General features: G+C 42.6%; 14 protein-coding genes and 2 tRNA genes. 9 read left to right on the top strand and 7 right to left on the bottom strand.

Annotated features, from left to right (window positions below; genetic code table 11):
- Window positions 1-26 precede the first annotated feature (26 nt).
- The 7 genes from tssM (at window position 27) to ACI2JM_RS11235 (ending at window position 12,136) form a co-directional block, all read left to right on the top strand.
- Window positions 27-4,076, top strand: coding sequence for a type VI secretion system membrane subunit TssM (gene tssM / locus ACI2JM_RS11265; protein ID WP_404644234.1), 4,050 nt, complete (start codon window positions 27-29; stop codon window positions 4,074-4,076).
- Entirely contained in the window at window positions 4,073-5,053 is a 981-nt protein-coding gene (gene tagF / locus ACI2JM_RS11260; protein ID WP_201554346.1) for a type VI secretion system-associated protein TagF, read from the top strand. Before tssM ends, tagF begins: the two co-directional genes overlap by 4 nt.
- A gap of 233 nt (window positions 5,054-5,286) precedes the next feature.
- Window positions 5,287-6,000: an OmpA family protein gene (locus ACI2JM_RS11255; RefSeq protein ID WP_045451536.1), complete on the top strand. Its 714-nt coding sequence runs from the start codon at window positions 5,287-5,289 to the stop codon at window positions 5,998-6,000.
- Between the two features lie 172 nt (window positions 6,001-6,172).
- A complete protein-coding gene (locus ACI2JM_RS11250) occupies window positions 6,173-8,839 on the top strand; it encodes a DUF2345 domain-containing protein (protein WP_404644231.1) in 2,667 nt (888 codons plus the stop codon).
- Between the two features lie 10 nt (window positions 8,840-8,849).
- On the top strand, window positions 8,850-9,836 hold the full coding sequence (locus tag ACI2JM_RS11245) for a DUF2515 family protein (protein WP_404644229.1): 987 nt from the start codon (window positions 8,850-8,852) through the stop codon (window positions 9,834-9,836).
- A gap of 104 nt (window positions 9,837-9,940) precedes the next feature.
- Window positions 9,941-11,068, top strand: a complete 1,128-nt coding sequence (locus ACI2JM_RS11240) for a hypothetical protein (protein WP_060491504.1) — start codon at window positions 9,941-9,943, stop codon at window positions 11,066-11,068.
- Between the two features lie 354 nt (window positions 11,069-11,422).
- Entirely contained in the window at window positions 11,423-12,136 is a 714-nt protein-coding gene (locus ACI2JM_RS11235) for a GAD-like domain-containing protein (protein WP_404644227.1), read from the top strand.
- A gap of 259 nt (window positions 12,137-12,395) precedes the next feature.
- Here ACI2JM_RS11235 and ACI2JM_RS11230 read toward each other — a convergent pair whose 3' ends face one another.
- The 3 genes from ACI2JM_RS11230 to ACI2JM_RS11220 all read right to left on the bottom strand — a co-directional run bounded on the left by ACI2JM_RS11230 (window position 12,396) and on the right by ACI2JM_RS11220 (window position 14,408).
- A complete protein-coding gene (locus ACI2JM_RS11230; protein ID WP_404644225.1) occupies window positions 12,396-13,130 on the bottom strand; it encodes a DUF305 domain-containing protein in 735 nt (244 codons plus the stop codon).
- A 125-nt stretch (window positions 13,131-13,255) separates the two neighbouring features.
- On the bottom strand, window positions 13,256-13,723 hold the full coding sequence (locus ACI2JM_RS11225) for a DUF305 domain-containing protein (protein ID WP_404644223.1): 468 nt from the start codon (window positions 13,721-13,723) through the stop codon (window positions 13,256-13,258).
- Between the two features lie 76 nt (window positions 13,724-13,799).
- Complete coding sequence (locus ACI2JM_RS11220; RefSeq protein ID WP_404644221.1) at window positions 13,800-14,408, bottom strand: DUF411 domain-containing protein; 609 nt, start codon at window positions 14,406-14,408, stop codon at window positions 13,800-13,802.
- A gap of 223 nt (window positions 14,409-14,631) precedes the next feature.
- On the opposite strand from ACI2JM_RS11220, the gene ACI2JM_RS11215 reads away from it, so the two are divergent.
- Together ACI2JM_RS11215 and ACI2JM_RS11210 are read left to right on the top strand one after the other, a co-directional pair.
- The gene (locus ACI2JM_RS11215) at window positions 14,632-15,399 is read left to right on the top strand and encodes a heavy metal response regulator transcription factor (RefSeq protein WP_404644219.1); all 768 of its coding nucleotides are present in this window, start codon (window positions 14,632-14,634) and stop codon (window positions 15,397-15,399) included.
- Window position 15,400: 1 nt separating this feature from the next.
- Window positions 15,401-16,882, top strand: a complete 1,482-nt coding sequence (locus tag ACI2JM_RS11210; RefSeq protein ID WP_404644217.1) for an ATP-binding protein — start codon at window positions 15,401-15,403, stop codon at window positions 16,880-16,882.
- 286 nt (window positions 16,883-17,168) lie between these two features.
- Here ACI2JM_RS11210 and ACI2JM_RS11205 read toward each other — a convergent pair.
- The 4 genes from ACI2JM_RS11205 to msrB form a co-directional block, all read right to left on the bottom strand.
- A tRNA-Asp gene (locus ACI2JM_RS11205) sits at window positions 17,169-17,245 on the bottom strand.
- 51 nt (window positions 17,246-17,296) lie between these two features.
- Window positions 17,297-17,372: transfer RNA gene (locus ACI2JM_RS11200), tRNA-Val, on the bottom strand.
- A 304-nt stretch (window positions 17,373-17,676) separates the two neighbouring features.
- Window positions 17,677-18,162 carry a glutathione peroxidase gene (locus ACI2JM_RS11195; RefSeq protein ID WP_404644216.1) on the bottom strand — a complete coding sequence of 162 codons (486 nt, stop codon included), beginning with the start codon at window positions 18,160-18,162 and terminating at the stop codon, window positions 17,677-17,679.
- A gap of 161 nt (window positions 18,163-18,323) precedes the next feature.
- Window positions 18,324-18,749, bottom strand: a complete 426-nt coding sequence (gene msrB / locus ACI2JM_RS11190; protein ID WP_045448234.1) for a peptide-methionine (R)-S-oxide reductase MsrB — start codon at window positions 18,747-18,749, stop codon at window positions 18,324-18,326.
- Between the last annotated feature and the right edge of the window lie 536 nt (window positions 18,750-19,285).

The following is a 19,285-nucleotide window of genomic DNA, read 5'->3' as shown; positions in this document are numbered from 1 at the left end:
TCTTAAGTTCACACTAGGTAGCACGCATGTTTTCAAGGTTTTTTCATCTTATCTATAACCCAAGAGTATTATTGGCTCTGGGGCTCATAGTCGCCCTAGTCTTACTTTATGATTATGTGACTATTAAAACCTTTGTCATAATCATTGGCGTCCTAATCACATGTACGGTGCTGGGGGCGCTTGGCTATTACCTGTGGAAAAAACGTAAGCTTGCCTCAGATGAGCTGGCAAACTTAGTGGAGGATAATGGTAACGAGAGCCAAGGTGACGATAGCCCTCATGTGGCCAAAGATGAAAACGCTCAAGAAGTGCAAGCGCTACGTCAGCAAATGCAAGATGCCATTAAAACCATTCGCAAATCAAAGATAGGCGATCAAACAGGCAAAGCGGCGTTATATGAGCTACCGTGGTATATGGTCATTGGTAATCCAGCCGCAGGTAAAAGCTCTGCAGTGCTACACTCTGGCTTAAAATTTCCCTTTATGGAGCAAGGTAACAAGCTATCCGTTAAAGGCGTCGGCGGTACACGTAACTGCGATTGGTTTTTTTCGACTGAAGGTATTTTGCTCGACACCGCAGGACGTTACTCTGTATATGAAGAAGATCGCTCAGAATGGCTGTCATTTCTAAGCCTACTCAAAAAGAATCGACCTAAAGCACCAATCAACGGTATCATCATCGCGGTCAGTATCGCCGAACTCACCAAAAATGACCCAAACTATGCGTTGGATTTGGCCAAGAATCTGCGCAGCCGTGTGCAAGACTTAACTGAACAGTTAGAAGTTTATGCGCCTGTCTATGTGGTCTTTACTAAAATGGATTTGATTTCAGGCTTCCGTGATTTCTTTAATGACTATGAGCAAGAAGAACGCAGCCAAGTATGGGGCGCGACCATCCCCTACCCTGAAGACCCAGAAAACATCAATATCACTGACGTATTCGAAGAGCATTTTGGCGTATTAGTCAATGGTCTAAAAGATTTGAGCACCACTAAGCTATCCTTACGTCATCAGCGCACGGTATCTCCCAGTCTAATGACTTTCCCAATGGAATTTCAGTCATTACGTCCCATGATACGGACGCTGATGCATGCGTTGTTTGAGGACAATCCTTTCCAATTTAAGCCTATATTGCGTGGCTTTTACTTTACCAGCGCCTTGCAGGACGGGCAAGTTAGCAGCCAAATGACGTTGCAAATGGTACAAAATTACGATTTGCACCCACCTGCGATACCGCTCAATGCACAGCAAGAAGCCGCAGACAAGCCCTATTTTTTACAAGATCTATTTTCTAAAGTCATTTTAAAAGACAAGCATTTGGTCAAGCAGCATAAAAACCGACACAAGCGCAGTCATCGTGCGCTTGCGACGCTAGCTGCTGTCGTGACTTTGTGTGCGGCTGTCGGTCTGTGGACATGGTCTTATGCCAATAATAAACAGCTCACTGAGCGTGTCGTGGCTGACTTACAGCAAGTCGCAGCGCTACAAAAAAATTCTAATGGTGATTTACAATCGCAGCTTGAATCGCTCAATATTCTACAAAGTCGAATCGAGCAGCTTGAAGGCTATGAAGACGACAAGCCGCTGTCTTTGAGTTTTGGTCTCTATCAAGGCGATAAGCTTAAGCAAAAATTGCTAGCAGAATATTATAACGGCATCAGCATCATCGTCTTAGCGCCAACCAAACAAAATATCGAAACGTTTTTGACCGAAGTAAATACCAATGCCGATCAATTAGAAGTCCGTACAGAAGACTCAAGCACTGATGACTCAAGCACTGATGCTGCCGTTAATGATGCTTATATCCAGTCGGATCCCACAGACGTTGAAGATGCTTATAACGCGCTCAAAGCTTATCTCATGCTTGGCAATCATGACAATTTAGAGGCCAGTCATTTGAGTGATCAGATGACCCGTTTTTGGCGCAACTGGCTCGAAGCCAATCGCGCTGACATGCCGCGTGACAAGATGATTCGCCAAGCTGAGCGTATCTTGAGTTTTACCTTGGCTCATGTCGACGACCCCACCTTTCCATTGATCCAAAATGACTTAGGGCTGATAGACAAAACCCGTAGCAATTTATCCAAAGTTAGCAAAGGCCAACCTGCTCGTGAGCGGGTTTATTCTGAGATTAAAATGCGCGCATCTGCCCGCTTCCCGTCGGTCACGGTTGCACAGATTACGCAAAACAATGCTAATGAAGCACTGCTTGGTAGCTATGTCATATCAGGCACTTTTACTAAAGAGGCATGGGATGTTTTCGTCAGTGATGAGATTGATAAAGCTGCCACTACGAGAGTGGTCGCCGATGATTGGGTGTTGGCCACCAGCAGCCAAGATGACCTTACCTTGACGGGCAGTCCTGAACAGATACGACAATATCTGGTTAATCGCTATAAGCAAGAATATATCAGTGAATGGAAACGTTTTTTATCGCAAGTATATGTTCGGGATAGTACAAGCTTCGATGATCATGCGGTCTTATTAAATCAGCTGTCCAATGCCACAGAGTCACCGTTAAAAACCCTGTTTGAGACAGTAGATCGCCAAACTCAATGGGACAATAAAGCGGCTAATCAAGCAGCTGGCAATGGTGGCGAATCTCGTCGCTCATTTGTCAATTGGTTTAAGCAAACCATCCTGCGTCAAAGCCCTGCTGAGCTGCGGCAAGCAGAAGCTGCGATGAATAATGGTGGCAGCTCTAGTAACGCCGCGCCTGTAGTACAAGCAAGCTCAGGTGTGATTGCTCAAGAATTCTCCTCTATACATGCGCTAGTAACGCCAAGAGAAGAAAATCAGGATCTGTCATTATTAGACAGCTATTTAGTCAGTTTAGGCGATATCAGAACCCGCTTTAACAATATCGCTCGTAGTGACGACATCGGCCCTGATGCTTTGTTGTTTGCCTCACAAACCCTCAGCCCCGAAGGCTCAGAGTTAACCAAATCTCTACAGATATTAGATGAGCAGATCCTGAGTCAAGCCAACTCTGAAATAAAACAACTGGTTCGTCCGTTGTTGAGTGAGCCACTGACTCGTTCATTTAACATGCTGCTGACGCCCACTAAGGCTGAGATTAATAAAGTTTGGAAAGCGCAGGTCTATAAGCCTTTCCTCGATAATTTAGGCAGTAAGTATCCCTTTACCGCCAATGCAAACTTAGAAGCGACGCCTGCAGAGATCGGTCAATTCTTCGGCGAAGATGGCTATGTGGCGCGATTCGTCAACGAAACGTTATCGCCCTTTATCATTCGCCGCGGCGATCAAATCTCCAGTAAAATCTGGAATGGTGCAGGTCTGGGTCTCAACCCGCAGTTTGTCGCTGATTTTGGCCGTTACTTTACCAATTATATGGGCAGCAATAGCCCAGGCGCTGCTGGTGCGAATAATACTGGTGGCGCTGCCAATCAAACCACTTTTCAAATTATGCCATTACCCGTCAGCGGTTTGACTGAATATACCATTGTAGTCGATGGTCAACAGTTGCGTTATCGCATGGGTACTCAAGCGTGGACAACGTTTGTATGGCCAAATCCAAGTAGCCAACCTGGTGCCAGTATTCGAGCCAAGGACTATGATGGCAGAGACTTTACTGTCTTTGAAGAAGCAGGCAGCTTTGGGGTAGAAAGGCTCATTAACAGTGCACGCCGTACTGAACTTGGCAATGATATCTTTGAGATGGCATGGTCTGGTGACGGTATCACTATCTCTGTACGCTTTAGAATCATCAGCGGCAGCGGCAGTAGTACCACTACCGATCAAGGTCGCTCTACCAATCCCTTTACCGGAATGAAACTACCAGAGGAGATTATTGCCCTTGGTGTCACACGTACAGCAAGGCCAATTTCTGATAATAATGCTGTTGATGGCGATACTCCCAATGCGGGTTCTGGCACCAATCAGCCAGTACCAACTGGCGAGCAAAATACAAGCAATGTCACGCCGCCAGCCCGCGTATCTACTATAGTCCCTAATACCAATAGTGAAAATAGTCCACCAGTACAACCGCCTACTGATACCACGACGGCTACTGATGATCGTTCAGCCGTGACTGAACAGCAGGAGCAAACGCCATGACTCCAGACTCTTTGCCTTTAGTATATTTTGGAAAATTGCCTGCTCGCGGGGACTTTGTCCGGGCGCGCGCTCATATCTCTGAGACCAATGCCATTGATGAATGGGTCAGCGAAGCGCTAGCCGTGTCGGAAAGTGTATTTAGCGGAATTCCGATAGACAATGTCAGCAATCATAACTTTGCCTTTTTAAATTTCAGTCATATCGACACTAGAGCTAATGAGATTATCACCGGTGTTTTGATCCCTAGTCACGATAGTAGCTATAGAAATTACCCATTGATAGGTTTTGGCGTGCTTCATCTCGATAAACCGAAAAACTGGATGAACTATCTGCCCGTCAAGTCATCAGCGCTTTGGAATGACACTTATGAAGTTTTAAGTATGGCTAAATCCAAAACTGATAATAGCGATCTTATGGAGCACCTCAACCATAGCCAACTCAGCATCGATAATAATGCCAGTACTTACTACTATGATTTTATCAATACCACTACGTTGCATGATATAGCGATCTTAATGAACATCGATAAAGCGCAGCTGATACAGCAAATCATTGCCACTGGCCTGTTATTTTTACCGACCTTTACTAAGGGTTTCCATGGCTTGAATAAAGCCATCTGCTGGTCACTTACCTCTGATAGAGAAAACTCGATACACATGGCCACTTTTTGGCACGATCTCATCAATGGTTTTTATCAGCCACACCAGCTCTACTTGAATACCTACTTATATCGTGTCGCTAATTGCTATCGCCTGCTCATAAGTTTTACTAAACCCGATGGACGTATACTCAAGCAAATATCAGAAAGTGAAAAAACTTATCCTGAAGATTGGGTAGTCATCGCTCATAGCGACTGGACTCAAGGCTATATCGATGAAGACATTGGATTGACACGGTTTAATAAAGTATTGTTACAAGACAATTTATATCTGTATGATACCAGGCAATTGTTTAAAAAAACTTTTTTAGCACAATAAATAATAGCTCACGATAACTGCTGATTCGTAACAGCTGATAGTAGCCGCCATGCATCATACCCCTGCAATTAGTCACTGCTCAACAATAGACAGATTAAAAAGGTACTTGAATGAAAGTCCTCTCTAGAATAACAAAATCCAAGCGAACAAATCACACGAAAAACCTGCTATTAGCCGCTGCTATCACACTACCTATGAGCGCCGTTGTATTTGCGGAACATAACGACACTCATGTGACAAATAATTCACAAAATGTGCCAGTGGTCATCAAAGGTGTGGTCGCTACCAGTTCAGACAAACAGCAACTGCTCGACAAACTAAAAGCACAGTATCCTGATAAACCTGTCAGAGATGAAATCGAAGTACGTTCGAACATCAGTATACCAACCAACTGGCAACAGATAGCCACGACTATCATTGATAGCGATATCTCTAACATTCGTCAGGGGCGTATCGACATTCATGGGACGACCATTAGCTTACATGGCAAGGTAAGCAGCCTTGAGCAAAAGCAAGCCATTCAAAACCGTATTCACTCGCGCCTAACTGATCTCTATCAATTAGAAAACCAGCTGGTCGTGGTAGAAGGTGAACAACGCCTCATAGACGAGACTTTAGGCAACCGTATCGTCGAGTTCGAGTCTGGTAGCACCAATCTAACGCCGATGGGTCTTGGTATCTTAGACGATATGGCAGGGGTGTTACAGCGGGTCGGTGATAAGCCTGTTCTTATCACCGGTCATACCGATAATGTCGGCAATTCTACTGCCAATCTTGCCCTATCAAATAAGCGTGCAGAAGCCGTCAAACAATACTTGATCGGTCGAAATATAAATGCGACTCGTCTCAGTACTACTGGTAAAGGAGACTCAGACCCTATCGCTAGTAACGACAACGAAGAAGGTCGCACTCGCAATCGCCGTATCGAATTTACCCTTAATGAATAACATCGCTATGTAGAACGTATGACGATAATGGTCACTAAGCAATGACGGTTAAGTGCTGATAGCTGGTTTGATAATGCTGAAAAACATACTGTCATTGCTACTAGAGATATCGATGCTACAAAAAACACCAATGCTAAAAGAGAGCCACTGCTAAAAAAATAGGGACATAACTATGCTACGCTTGACCAATACCGTGCTGCCTATGCACCCTGATCGGCTCTATGCCAGTGAAGGCAGCACTCAAGCGCCCTATCCGAGCGCTCGCCAAGACATCAATGCTCATGGTGCGTGGCAAGATAAGCTCATGCATAGCGCTGATGAAGCCGATATCATTGCTCAACTAAACCCCAATGGTAATCGCCAACACCAGCAGCACGGTATCGACACTTATGTGCTACACGTTTATATCCATGAGCGGCATCACCCTCCTTTTACGCCATTAACCAATCTCATCGGTAGCCCTCTGACCTTGAGCTTTGATATTCCAAGTGGCCTAAGCTTTCGTCATCTTTATATAACGGCTGTGCATCAGCTAGATCATGATGGCAGCTACGGCTATTATCGCCTGCTCGCCCAGCCCATCACTTATCGTCTGCATCAGCATATACGCGGTCACATTGATACTCATTTGACTGTACAAGCGATGGTAGCAGAGCGCACGGCTACGCTGGATATAGAAATCATCGATGACAGCAACAATGGTGAAGATGCTAACTGGTCACCAGCACGCATGACCCAGTGGCAAATAAGCGACTGGACACATATTTGCGAGCGGCTTGCGCGTCAAGGACTCACAGCCTATCTGCGCCATGAGCAAACGAATGAGCACAGTCCACCAAAGCTCATTATTACCACCGCAGATCCAAGTGATAGCGATGGAATCAGCCTAAATATTGGCGGGCTGCGTTACCAGCAAGTGTTACATGACCGTGTCCATGCACCTGTATTGGCATTGAGTGAGCAGGTCATCACCCAACCAAATTCAGTAACGATGCAGCGTTTTAATAGCAGCAGTGTTGCACACCCAACGCAGTCCGCTGACGTTGCGATGAGCAGTAACTCTGATGAAGTAAGCCATTCGAATAACCACACTCTCACATTAGACACACCAGCTGCTTTTGCGCCAGTAACAGATACTGAAACCATAGACGAAGCAACCATCGTGGCAAACAGTCATCAAAATCGATATAGCATCTATCATGCCATAGCCCATGCTACGGATTTGAGTGTTGCTGATACTTTTATGCTTGTCGATCACAGTGCGCTCAATCAGCACTACCGTGCTACTCATATCATTCATTTGGCACGCAATAGTCTGGCGCATGTCACAGGGCTGACCCAAAGCACACGCCACCAACAGCGTCATGCGTCGACATTAGCATCTGGCATTCATTTAACTCAGCTGTGCCTCATTACCGCTGATACCCCATGGGTCGGTCACCTATATAGCAGACATGCCCTACCGCCGATGACAGGTATCACCGAAGCGCAAAGCGATATCGATAGCCGCAATCATATGACGCCCACGCGCAGCTATTTACTGGATAGTCCATCTCAGCCTATCAACCGATTGGAGGCACAAGCTGGCGCTAACTACGGCACCCACTTCACCCATAGAGCGGACGACCAAACCCTGATGCAGTCTATCGGTGATAGCGAACATCTGATTAATACTGGTAGTTTATTGTCATCGACTCGACCTAGCCTATTTGCCACGGATAACGATCAAGCCGTCGAAAGCGGTTATCGCAACACGGACAATGGTTTATCAGAATGGATTACTGATCATCGTACAGAACAAGCTTACTCGCAGCTAAAAGTAGACAGTGGTGGGATATCCGCCAGTCTAAAAATGGGGGTTATCAATCCGTCAGACACCGCCAAACGCGAAGGCATCAATGCAGCTACCAATGCTCAAATCAACATAAAGTCAGGTGAAGCCCTCGTCCTTTCCACTCAAGCACAAACCCACGCACAAGCAGGACAGCATAACTACCAGCAGCATACTCCTACTCTGACCCAAACTGGTCTTGGTGGTCAGCACTTAGCCGAACGTTTAACACAATTGGCGACAGGGCTTGGACGTCATGTCAATGACCACAAAGCGATTAAGACGCAACTTGAAACTATCGCAGAGGAACAGCAAACCAAAACTCATCAAACAATGCCCTACATGCTGATCGACAGCGCAGCAGACAGCAGCTATATCAGTGACGATACACTGATTCACAGAAGCATGGGTGAGATGGTCTCCACCACGCAGCAAGATATGATGATCAGTAGTGGGGAGAGTCATAGCCAAGCCAGTAGCGAGTCACTCAATATCATAGCCGATGGTCAGTTTAGTATGACCAACGCCAAAGAGAATATCACCCTCTCCGCCCATACGGGTAAGCTTGAAGCCACGGCTAAGCAAGATGTCAATATAGCCTCCTCGACCAAAGAGGTTGAGATAGTAGCGACGAATAAGATTACGCTAACGGCTGGTGGTGCGAGTATCACTTTGGATGGCGCAAATATTACGATAGCGGCAAAGCAGTTTACGGAGAAAGGTGGTAAGCATACGAGGGCTGGTGGGGGGGTTGATAGTAGTTATTTATCGCGGCTACCTTTTGATAAGCTGCTAGAAAAAGAGTTTTTTGATGAGCAGGTGCAGTTTCTAAACACGGCAGGACTACCTATAAAAAACATTGATTACCATTTACTGGGTAAGAATCTAAATATGAAAGCTAAGGTAAACGACGAAGGTAAAACCGTTAGAGCAGATACGGATACCAAATCAGAAAAGCTAGAAACTAAAATATTATTTAAATCTATCGAGGGTTTAAAAGACTTATAGCGAGTATGAAATGGCAACACTTAAATTCGATACTAATACAGTAAAAAATAGCTGTACCACTAAAACAATGCCGTGTAGCTACACATGGTCAATAGCTCAATATCAGTGTTTCGAGAAACTTACGACAAACTCGGATAAGAAATCTTCTACTATTCATTTAAAAGTAGTACAGGATGGCGAAGCAAGAGCGCGGCGAATAGCAGCGGTGTATGCTAAATTTTATTTGGAACATAGCGATGTCAATGGTGATAGACAGTTTAAAGGGCGTCATTTTTGGATGGGTCTTGGGGCGTTTGCCAGTAAGACTGTTGCTGATGCATTAGGGCATTGGTCAAGTGCTGCAGATGGCGGAGCTTTAGGTGTTGTATATAACTTTAAGCTCGGTAACTTTTGGCTATACCAAGATATCGCTGGATGGCATTTTGAATATAATCAATGTAGTACTAACTTTAGTACATGTATCAACCAACGCAATACTAACCACTATATCCCAGAAGTTAAAAAAATGGTCTATGACTCACATGGGGCATATGATGTACTACCAAAAATTCGCAACCTCAGTGCAAGCCAATACATCAAACCTGCTTTTGATGCGACCAAAGAATTTGAAAAGTTACCATCTACAGATAGAGAACAAAGAAAAGTAGAACAAAAAATAAATCTTATGAAGCTTGCTAATCACGAGCAGCGTGAAGTGCTACAAAAGATAATCTATCAGAAAAGTGGTTTTAAAGCAGGATTATGGCTAGCTGAAGTTGGAAGAGGAAAGGCATCTATTCCCGAAATCCAAATGGTCTATACTTCTAAAGCAGATACTGACGATTTAGACTTCAAGAATGTTGCACCACCAGATATTGAATTGGCTGATATTACTAAGAGAATGAAGTGGATTACCAGTGTTGCTGACCAATATATCAAGCTTATGAACAATGATAGTACAAGAGCAAAAGTTGAGAGGGAGATGGTTAAAATAGCAGGTTGGATTAATAAGACTTAGGAACAACTATGTTTAGATATAGGCTTTTTAAAACAGTATTACTAGCAGTTTCATTATCACTATCTACAATAGCTTGCAGCAAAAACGATACAACAGGAAATACTATGCCGCCTCATGCTTATGTTTCAGTAGAAGAAAGCCCTGAAACCTTTAAAAAAAATAATGAGGACATTAAACAGTATTGGAGTTTTGATGATAATCCGCTCAATATTGGCAGCTTAGGCGTTACTTTTTACGAAATTAACTTTCCGTCTAACAATGGGACTGCGACTTTCAACTATCCTAACATTCCATCACTTACTGTTGATAATGTTGGTATGACCTCAGGCTTCTATATTCATGATAAACCTAAACGAGGTATACAGTCGGTTCGAATTGATTTTTTCGTCCCTAACTCTCAAGGTAGCTATGCTGTTACGAAAAAAGATGCCTATGTCGCTGTGCAAAAACTGTTTAAACAGCTAGAAGAGCAAGGTTGGCAGAACGATCGTCGTGTCACTAGTGCTCGTATATCTGTCCAAGATAGTTATGCTTATGTCACTGATGAGAATGTATCATCTAGCTTTCTAAACTATCAATACCCTCTAACCTTTGATCAGTTTAAACAGCTACCAAGCTTACAATTTTGGGATCTACGAAATGGTACTGATGTTTTTTTAGATATTACTATGCAATACCACTTTGAAGAAGAGATTAACAATTACGTCTATATGATCAGTTTAGATTTTAGCTCCGAAGAGATTCATATCAACAGCTATCTCAGTTATGACAACCCAAACGATACTATGGAATCAGTTTTTATAGAAGCTTATCCAGACTTACCGCAAGCTAGACTATACGCTGAAACTCAAGCTTTAGAGATAGGCTTAGACGTTCAACAAGATCAACCCGACTACACCCTCCCTCTGATATTAGAGAAAACAGGCATCGACACCAGTAAGTTTATCTCTATTGACCCTTACAAAATAACTTATGAAGAGTTTATGCAGCGTTCTGAGGCGGGTGAAGACATGACGCCTTATTATGAGAACCAGCCTACCGCTAAACCTGAAATTACTAGTCAAGCCAAAGGGCGTTGTCCAGCAAATCAGCCTTGCCCTAAGTCAGGCTACTGGTTCACTCAAGCAAAAGCGAACAGTCGTGCCTACTTTAAGCAAGACGACATCATGCCAGACTATCCCAATAATAACTGGGGTGAAGTGATTTGGCAGTTTGACAGTTTGACAGTTTGACAGTTTGACAGTTTGACAGTTTGACAGTTTGACAGTTTGACAGTTTGACAGTTTGACAGTTTGACAGTTTGACAGTGAAGAAGGATAGTTTGTTATTATTTTACTTAAGCCACCTTCGGGTGGTTTTTATATTTATGACTCTCAAATCAAGCTCGAACTCCAATAGCAAACAGGACAACTACCAGTATCATCCTGCTACTTTGATGCAACTAGGGCTTGATAGAGAAGTAAACGACCACAGGGCAATTAATAAGGCATTGGAAAACAGTAATAATAAATAGCAAGCCAACACCTACCAACAAATATCATTGACACTGATTAATATGTACAAGTAAGCATCTAAAGGATTACAAAATGAGTCACTTTATTATAGACGAAGGATTTGATTACTTTTTAGAGAAATTTGAACAACCCGACTGGCAAAAACCTGTTGATCAAGCTACCTTAAGTTACTATCAGGGTAAATTGCCTAATAGACTTCTATTCTATTGGGAAAAAATGGGCTTTTGCCGTTTTAAGCAAGGTTTGTTTTGGATAGTCAATCCAGCTGATTATGAAGATGAGCTAGCGCTTTGGCTAGATGAAGATATTTCAAAGCAAGATAGCTACTATGTCATTGCTCGTAGTGGTTTCGGTGAATTATACGTTTGGGGGGAGAAGACAGGGTTTGCTTTTGAGATCACCCCTACTCTCGGGTGGGTAAGGCTAAAACAAGGTGACGCAAAAGATATAGCCACTGGGCTCGAGGATAGAAAGTTAGAATTATTTTTTGCTTTCCAACAAATTAAATATATTGAGATGGAAGACAACAACGACAAACCCCTATTTGACCGCTGCGTTAAAAAGTTTGGCGCACTTGAATACGGTGAAATGTTTGGCTTCGTTCCCGCCCTTGCGATTAGCGACAATGCATCTATCAAGAATGTTGATAAGATGAATATCTTTGTCCATCTCAATCTTTTACCCGACTTGATTGAAATTCAACATATCGACTTCGAACGCTTAGGACAAATGGCTTTTGGTGTTGAAGATTCATCAAACTTGCCTGATTTAGATAGTTTAAAGTGATTAATTACGACTTAGCCACCTTCGGGTGGTTTAAATACAGATACACTATCTCAGCAAGTCTTACTCATATCAATGGCGTACCTAAGAGACTCAACCTTTTAAGGCTTATGGTAGACAAAGGTGGCAACGCAAATATTGATACAGGCAATAGCAAAATTTTAGAAAAGATTAAAAAATATAGAGCAGAAGAAGCAGTACCTTAAGAAATCTAAGACACTGCTTTTTATCTAAAATACCTCCACTCTTAAGCACTCATTATTTAACTATTGTGCTTGGCTATCCAGTTTTGCATTTGCTCAATTTCAGGCTGCTGCGCGTTAATTACTTGTTGTGCCAATTGACGCATTTCTTCATTTTTGCCATACTTTAGCTGTATCTTTGCCATATCTACTGCGCCAATATGATGCGGCAACATACTACGAGCAAATGCCATATCTGGGTTAGGGTCAGCGATACCTGCCATCATTTCACTATGCATCGTATCCATACCTTTAGCATAAGCTGTCTGCATGGCTTCAGTATCAGACGTTGGCTCAGCAGCATCAGGATGGTTGGCAAGCCAGTTCTGCATTTGCTCAATTTCAGCTTTCTGAGCGTTAATAATCTCTTGTGCCAACTGACGCATTTCTGCATCTGTACCATACTTTAGCTGAATCTCTGCCATATCAACAGCACCCATATGATGACCGAGCATTCCTTGGGCAAAGGCAGCATCGGGATCGTTGTATGCCATGCCTGCCATCATCTCATCATGCATCTTAGTCATAGAGTCGTTATACTCTCCATGCATGCCCGTCATCGCATCACCTGACATATCATGACCTACATGAGCATCCATCGCGCTAGTGTCGGTTGTAGCATTATTAACGGGAGCCGCTTTGTCTTTGACTGTAGCCTCTGTTACGTCATTCGTCGGCTGACAAGCGCTAAGCATCATCACGGCACTGACACTAACTGCAAGCATGGCAAGACGTGAGTTTCTTATCATTTTCATAGTAGGTCCTTAATTACGATCGTTTGGTAGTTATGGTTCATATAAAAACTGGCAAATCAGCTAAGATCCACCAGTTGGAAAAATCATTTAATTTATGTACTAAGAGCAGTGTGTTTTAAGGCTATTTATTCTAATGCTTCGATCAGTGCCTTCATCTCTTGGATTTCACGTTTTTGTGCTTCGATGATGTCATCAGCAAGTTGCTGTACTCTAGGGTCTTCTATATCGGCTCTTGAGCTGGTTAAGATCGCAATTGAATGATGCGGTATCATAGCCTGCATCCAATCCACTTGATCGACGGTTGCTTGAGATCTGACGCCCCAAATACCCACGGCAAACATCAGCACACTAAGACCATAAATCATTAAATTGACCTTAGTTTTCTTGTACATATTGCTCATAAAGGCGAGCATAATCACTGCCATGCCTGCGCCCATATATAGCGCCATATAGGCTCTGGTCTCACTAAAATAAATATGATCCCACTCATAAGTATTGAAGTACATCATGATATACATCACCACGGTAGACGTCAGAATCATAAGGGTGAACTTTACATAAGGGTTCATCTGTTTTTGCTCTGCATGATTCATCAGTCAGTCTCCATCAATGCTGCTATCAGTACTACAATGAATAGCTGAAATTTAAAAAACTATCTAAAGTATTAACTTATAGCTGCTGCTCTGCGGACTCAATCTCAGCGTATACTTGGTTTGTGCCATCTTTATTGATTTGCATAATTTGGTATGGCATAAACTTATCTTGATATTCCATACCAGGGCTACCGACGGGCATACCCGGTACCGACAAACCAATGGCGTGCTTTGGTGGATTTTGCAAAAACTCAGCCACATACTTAGCAGGAACATGACCTTCGATGACATAACCATCACTGGTAACGGCGGTATGGCAAGAACGCATCTCAGCAGGTACACCGTAACGCTCTTTAAATAATGACAAGTCTGCAACATCATGTGCAGTTGTCGTTAACCCATTATCTTCTGCGTGCCCTATCCATTCTTTACAACAGCCACAATTGGCATCTTTATAGACAGTGGCTGACACGTTCTTGAGCAGGTCTGGGTTGTTGGCTGGTGTCTCTGTCACTGTTTGCTTACTCTGTATAGCGTTTGCCTCACCACTGCTGGCGTTAGAGGCATTGGCAGTAGAGAGGCTAGCATTAGAAGCATTGCTGTCAGATTGCCCGCACGCTGATAATATGGCAGCGGTTAATAAGACCACTGACCCTCGAACAAACTTAACGGTAAAAGGCTTCATAGAGGCTTCTCATAGTGTTGAATATTTCATAGTGTTGAATATTAAAATTAGGATGTATTGAAGCCAAACTAGCATAGCCACTCTGACAGTCAGATGACGCCAAGATGACAATTTTGTCATCTTCTAGACTGAGCATAGGTTTATTACCAGTATTCCTCTATGATTGATAACAATAGAGACATTTTATATTGATCTCATCCTAAATAATTGGTGCGAGTATGCTATGAAAGTATTGTTAGTCGAAGATGAATTATCGCTTGGCGACTACATCAAAAAAGGTTTAAGCGAGGCAGGTTTTATCGTTGAGCATAAAACCACCGGTTTAGATGGTTATCATGCTCTGATGACTGAGGACTTCACTGTCGTGGTGATGGATGTGATGCTGCCTGATGTCAGTGGTTTTGAGCTGGTCAGTAATTATCGCGCTGCTGGTAACACCATCCCTGTATTATTTTTGACCGCAAAAGATGACCTTAGCGACCGCATAAAAGGCTTTGAGATTGGCGGTGACGACTATCTCACTAAGCCTTTTGCCTTCGCTGAGCTGTTGGTCAGAATCAAAAGCTTACTACGCCGTGCCAATCAAGCAGATTACGCCAGCACAGTGCTTCAAATGGCTGATTTAAAACTGGATATCGCTAAACGTAGCGTGCATCGAGATAAGGGTTCTATCAAATTGACGGCCAAAGAATTTGCGCTATTGCAGTTTTTACTTGAGCATCAAGGCGAAGTATTGCCCCGCTCTGTCATCGCTTCACAAGTATGGGATATGAATTTTGATAGCGATACCAATGTGATCGATGTGGCAATAAGACGCTTACGAAGTAAAATCGACGATGACTTTGAAAATAAGCTCATTCATACCGTACGCGGTATGGGCTATAAACTAGAAGCGGACAATAGCACCGTTACAGTCAATAATGACACCAACATTGATGTGAATAATGAGGCTAATACAGTTTCTAACATCAATCACGTTGAAGTGAAATAGCATGGCATATAAATCTGAGCATCGACGCTTGTCATTACTGTGGCGCACTACCCTAGTATTAACGGTATGTGTGCTGATATCTCAAGCTTTTTTGTACATATGGATACAGCGTTCGGTTAATGATCATTTTGAACAAATGGACTCAGAGATCCTGACTCATGCTGCGTTTAATTTACGACAGTATATGACAGAGGTGACATCGGATGATCAGCGCTCTGACAACCTTTCCGACCCTGCTCATCTCGCCAATACAGCATCATCCGTGATAGATATCTTTCGACCAGATTATGAAGTCAAAACAATTATTACTGACCATAATGGACAAGTCATCAATAGTCAGCCAAAGGATTTTATTGATAAACTCAATGACTCCCAATTGGTCGAAAAACTATGGCAGCAGCACCGCGATCAACCCTTTGACTTGCAGCTTAATCATCGTCATTATCGCGCGCTGGTCATTGAGCACTCTAATCGCTTGGCATTAATCGCGCTACCGATTGATGTGCACCATCAATACCTTGCCCAGTTTAATCACCATCTTATCCTGATACTTATTGCGATTACTTTTATCTTGGTATCAGTGGCGGCTTTTAGCGTCTATTTAGGATTCGCCCCCTTAGCGACCATCAGTCAAAAAATGGCACGTATCAACGCCGAGCAGTTAGACGATAGAATCATCGTCTCTGAAATGCCAAGCGAGCTGCGACCATTGGCTGACGCTTATAATGCCATGATGGATAAACTCGAACATAACTTTGCCTCATTATCACAGTTTTCAGATGACATTGCTCACGAACTGCGCACACCACTGGCAACATTAAGTACCCAAACTCAAGTGATGCTCAGTAAACCTAGAGACCATCAAGAATATGTCGAGCAGCTACATCATCAACACGACACGCTCAAGCAACTATCCCTGCTAATTAACAATATGCTATTGCTGGCAAAAACTCAAAAAGGTCTCTACGACTCACAACGTCATCTTGTCGATACCAACTCACTGATAATTAAGCTCATCGATTATTTTGAACTGATAGCCGAAGAGCGCGGTATCTCTTTTGAGAAAAAAGGGGCATTTGATGTGGTATTAGGGGATGAGAGCTTGTTACAAAGGCTGTTTGCCAACTTGATATCTAATGCGATTTACTACGCCGCCAGCGACAGTATCATTACTATTACCGCCGTTTCTAAGACTGCTAGCCTCATAAAACATAACGCTCACGCCCTTAGAGAAACGGCTCAGCAGCCATCGCTAAACATCACCATCACTAATCGCTTGCAGACGCCTCTAACTCAAGCGGATGCAGATAGACTGTTTGAACGCTTTTATCGTCATCACAAATCCAATAATCAGCACTCGGGCACAGGACTGGGATTGGCCATCGTACAAGCAATCGTCAGTGCCCATAACGGCAAAGTCAGTATTACCATTAAGGATGAGTATTACTTTCAAGTTAACGTACAGTTATTAAAAGAATCATAGGGCGTGTTTAATCGAGAATAGTCACCGTTTAGTCACCGAGCAGGTGGTCAGAAAGCGGGTGATCAGCGATTTTCAAAAGTTAGAATGTATGCAACCAAACTTATAGAGAATACCTTATTGAAGATAGACTATTTCTTAGGGGTTGATCAAGACAGAATTACCAACCCTTACGGATAAAGGCTTTAAGAAGAATTTTAAACACAAAAAAACCCCAAACAAAATTATGTTTGAGGCGAAACTTGCTTAAACTCGAGAGTTTAAATTTGTTTTAGCTTTTTACTAAATATGGCGCAGCGGACGGGACTCGAACCCGCGACCCCCGGCGTGACAGGCCGGTATTCTAACCAACTGAACTACCGCTGCTTAGGTCGTCTTAGCATCTTCTCTTATTACAGAGACACTCGCTAAAAAGAGTGGTGGGTGATGACGGATTCGAACCGCCGACATTCTGCGTGTAAGGCAGACGCTCTACCAACTGAGCTAATCACCCTGAGAAGCGTTAAAAAATTGCACTGCAATTTTAACTTCGCAAGTTAAAACTCCTTAAAAGGAATTTTATAGAAAGTTTAATCTTTAAAGTTGTCACGCTTTAAGTCAGTAAAAATTCTAACAACATTGAACTTAATTAAGTCCCCTTGCTGTGGGTGTGTATTATATAGATTTACACATGGCTGTCAAACAGTATTTTCAGTTTTTTAACGTATTTTATAGGTTTTTATTTATTAATCTGACAAGCCTATGTTTTCATTGGATTTATATTTTTATAAAAAACCAATAAATTTTCAAGCATGACCCTATTTACTGGCTAATGCTTGTTCGATATCCATTTTTATGGCTTCTGGTTTGGTGGTTGGCGCATAGCGGTCAATGACCTGTTCATCTTTACCAATTAAAAACTTAGTAAAATTCCATTTGATACCGTCTGTCAATACGCCACCCTTTTGCTCTTTAAGACAATCAAAAATAGGATGAGCGTCTTTGCCATTGACATCAACCTTCGCCATCATGGGAAAACTGACACCATATTTCTTTTGACAAAATGCGCCAATCTCCTCATTACTGCCTGGATCTTGCCCGCCAAATTGATTACAAGGGAAACCAATAACGACCAATCCTTGATCTTTATATTGTTGATACAGCGCCTCTAGGCCTTCAAATTGCGGGGTGAATCCACATTTGCTGGCGGTATTGACGATTAATAACACCTTACCTTGATAATCAGCAAAGGCTTGTGCAGTTCCGTCCATGCGCTCAGCAGTAAAATCGTAAATCGTGCTCATTATTTGTCCTTAAATCGATTCAGTTATTATTTTGATGTTCTTTTAAGCCGTGCTCATTTTTCAATAACAGTGAAAACATTAATAATGCTAATAACTGGCAAGGCAACATCTCGCGCTTCCCCGCCATGATTCTAAAATACTCTAAGCAATTTTTTTAACAATTACTTTTCAGATTTATCTAAATCAATAGACACAGAATTGATGCAATAGCGCATCCCCGTCGTCTCGCTTGGGCCGTCAGGGAAGACATGACCTAAATGTGCGCCGCAGTTACTACAGGTCACTTCTGTCCGCGTCATGCCAAGCGAATTATCCACATGCTCCTCGATAGCGCTGTTATCAACTCCTTGGTCAAAACTTGGCCAACCACAGCTGGCATCAAATTTATTGCTTGAGTCAAATAAGCTCGCACCGCAGCCTTTGCAGCGATAAATACCGTCATCAGTCGCATCGTTATAGACGCCCGTAAATGGGCGTTCTGTACCCTTTTCACGCATCACGTGATATTCATCAGCACTCAAACGCTCTTTCCAATCAGCTTCTGTTAATTGGCTGATCTCTTCTTGGCTAAGTTGATTGTCTTGCATAATGTATCCTTAATTTGGGTATGTATTATCTCGTCCATTAGCATTAGCTTTTATCTGCTATTAACTAACACTTTATCGCCATATTTTTATAAAAACGATGGGCCTTATCTATTGTTTATCCACTCAATATTCAAGGCATACATTACAAGAAAACCATCATAAACAATTGATGGCGTAAGGTATTGAAAAAGCTATGATAAATAAAATACAGCAAATTCTTTTAACCTATCAATGAATACAGATGTAGCCATGATAATAACTCTCTGAAAGAAGTTTGATATCTAGGGCGTGTCCTCAATTCAATCGATTATCTTCTAAATGGGCTAAAAATGGCTAAATTTTGCCAAACATCGTCAAATAGCTTATCAATATCTCGATATTATTTGCGCTACTTTCCTTGTTTAACGACAATTTATCTCATTTTTATTACCATTTTTAAAATATAGTTAAGTCTTTATAAAATCGATACAGCCCATATCATGAAACAGTTTAGGTAGATTATTCTCCATCCATCCTTGGCGTAGAAACTTAGCCTG

The sequence above is a fragment of the Psychrobacter sp. NPDC064578 genome, from assembly GCF_044901245.1.
GTDB lineage: Bacteria > Pseudomonadota > Gammaproteobacteria > Pseudomonadales > Moraxellaceae > Psychrobacter > Psychrobacter cibarius_C.
This window is presented reverse-complemented; position numbering and strand designations above follow the sequence as displayed.